The organism is Streptomyces sp. UF-297 (genome assembly GCF_058245575.1).
The window spans coordinates 1-2,107 of the sequence record NZ_JBSIBZ010000209.1; the positions used below are offsets into that span (position 1 = coordinate 1).

Genomic DNA, 2,107 nt, shown 5'->3' on the forward strand with positions numbered 1-2,107 from the left:
CCGCCGCCGAGGACGCCAAGAAGAACTGCCCCGTCAGCCAGGCCCTGGCCGGCGTCAAGAACATCACCCTCGACGCCGAACTGGTCTGACCCGGCGCCGGGTTGTGGCCCGCTCCCCACCAGGGCGATGGGGGTCCCCCGCGCCGTTCAGGCGTGGGGGAGGGTGGGCACAACCCGGCCCCTCCCGGCCGCGCCTTTACAGAGCCCTCAGCCCCAGCGCCCCGTACGCCCGAGCAACAGCGCGGTCGCAGCCGTACCGGCGGTCGAGGTCCGCAGCACACTCGGCCCCAGCCGATACGGCTTCGCCCCCGCCTCCGCGAAGGCCGCCAACTCCTCGGGAGACACGCCCCCTTCGGGCCCGACGACGAGCACGATGCTCCCGGCCGCGGGCAGCGGCACAGTGGCCAGCGGCTCACTGCCCTCCTCATGGAGCACGCCCGCGAAGTCCGCCCCGGCCAACAGCCGCGCCACATCCTTCGTGGTGGCCGCCTCCGCCACCGAGGGGAACGTCAGCCGACGCGACTGCTTGCCCGCCTCCCGCGCCGTATTGCGCCACTTCGTCAGCGACTTGGCGCCCCGCTCGCCCTTCCACTGCGTCACACAGCGCGCCGCCTGCCAGGGCACGATCGCGTCCACGCCGGTCTCGGTCATGGTCTCCACGGCCAGCTCACCGCGGTCACCCTTGGGCAGCGCCTGGACGACGGTCAGGCTCGGGCTCGGCGCCGCCTCGGTCCGTACGTCCGAGACCGCGACCTCCAGGCGGTCCTTGCCCTCGACCGCGGCGACCGTCCCGTACGCGCCGCCTCCCGCGCCGTCGGTCAGCACGATCTCCTCGCCGACCCGCAGCCGGCGCACCGACACCGCGTGCCGCCCCTCGGGGCCCTCCAGCGTCAGCGCGTCCCCGGGGCGCACTCCCGTGAGTTCCTCGACCAGGAACACCGGCGCCGTCATGCCGCACCGCCCTGGTCCGCCACGCCTTGGCCACCGGGCATGCCCAGCGCCAACGAGGCGCGTGCCGCGTCCAGTTCGGCCATCAGCACCTCCACCAGCTGCCCGGCGGGAAGCTCCCGCGCCAGCCGGTGCCCCTGCCCCGCCCACAGGTTCAGCGCCTGCGCGTCGCCCGCCTTGGCCGCGGCCTTGCGCACCGGCGAGGTCAGGTAGTGCACGGCGGGGTAGGCGGCCGGGGCGTAGGGGCCGTGCTCGCGCATGAAGCGGTTCACCAGCCCGCGGGCCGGCCGCCCGGAGAAGGCCCGGGTCAACTCGGTATGCGTGAAAAGGGGGTTGGTCAGCGCCTGCTTGTGCAGCGCGCTCGCGCCCGACTCGGGGGTGGCCAGAAAGGCCGTGCCGAGCTGCGCCATGGTGGCCCCCGCCGCCAGGACCGCGGCGATCTGCGCGCCGCGCATGATCCCGCCCGCGGCGACGACCGGAATCTGTACGGCCGCACGGACCTGCGCGATCAGCGCCAGCAGCCCGAGCCCCGCGCCCGCGCCGTCGGCCTGCGGGTCGTCCCGGTGGGTGCCCTGGTGGCCGCCCGCCTCGGTCCCCTGCACACACACCGCGTCCGCGCCCGACCACTGCGCGGCCTGCGCCTCGGCGGCGGTGGTGACGGTGACGACCGTGTACGTACCGACCCGGGCGAAGGCGTCCAGGACGGCGCGCGAGGGGCAGCCGAAGGTGAAGGAGACCACCGGTACGGGGTCCTCGCGCAGGATGGCGAGCTTGGCGTCGTACCCGTCGTCGGTGGGGCCGTCGGTGTCGCCGAGCGCGGTCTCGTACCACGTGGCCTCGCCCGCCAGTTGCTCGCGGTAGACCTCCACGGCGGCGGCGTCGGCATGGGAGGGGTGCGGCATGAACAGATTGACCCCGAAGGGCCGGTCCGTCATCCCGCGCAGCTGCTTGATCTCCTGGTACATGCCGTCGGCGGTCTTGTACCCGGCAGCGAGGAATCCGAGCGCGCCTGCCGCACAGGCGGCGGCGGCCAGTTCAGGACCGGACGCACCCCCCGCCATGGGGGCCTGCACGATCGGATATCGACAGAGATCGGTCAGAGCGGTGGGCATGACCACATCGTGTCACGGGGGGGGGGGGGGGGGGGGGGGGGGGGGGGG

At 74.4% G+C, this 2,107-nt stretch carries 2 protein-coding genes and 1 pseudogene; 1 reads left to right on the plus strand and 2 read right to left on the minus strand.

The window, feature by feature from the left end:
- A pseudogene (locus AC4IJH_RS43435) lies at window positions 1-89 on the plus strand (peroxiredoxin); the annotation flags it as partial.
- A 117-nt stretch (window positions 90-206) separates the two neighbouring features.
- On the opposite strand, the gene AC4IJH_RS43440 reads toward AC4IJH_RS43435, so the two are convergent.
- Window positions 207-950: a 16S rRNA (uracil(1498)-N(3))-methyltransferase gene (locus AC4IJH_RS43440; RefSeq protein WP_490857550.1), complete on the minus strand. Its 744-nt coding sequence runs from the start codon at window positions 948-950 to the stop codon at window positions 207-209.
- Window positions 947-2,059 (minus strand): nitronate monooxygenase, encoded by a 1,113-nt coding sequence (locus AC4IJH_RS43445; protein ID WP_490857551.1) that lies wholly within the window; start codon window positions 2,057-2,059, stop codon window positions 947-949. Before AC4IJH_RS43445 ends, AC4IJH_RS43440 begins: the two co-directional genes overlap by 4 nt.
- Window positions 2,060-2,107: the final 48 nt, after the last annotated feature.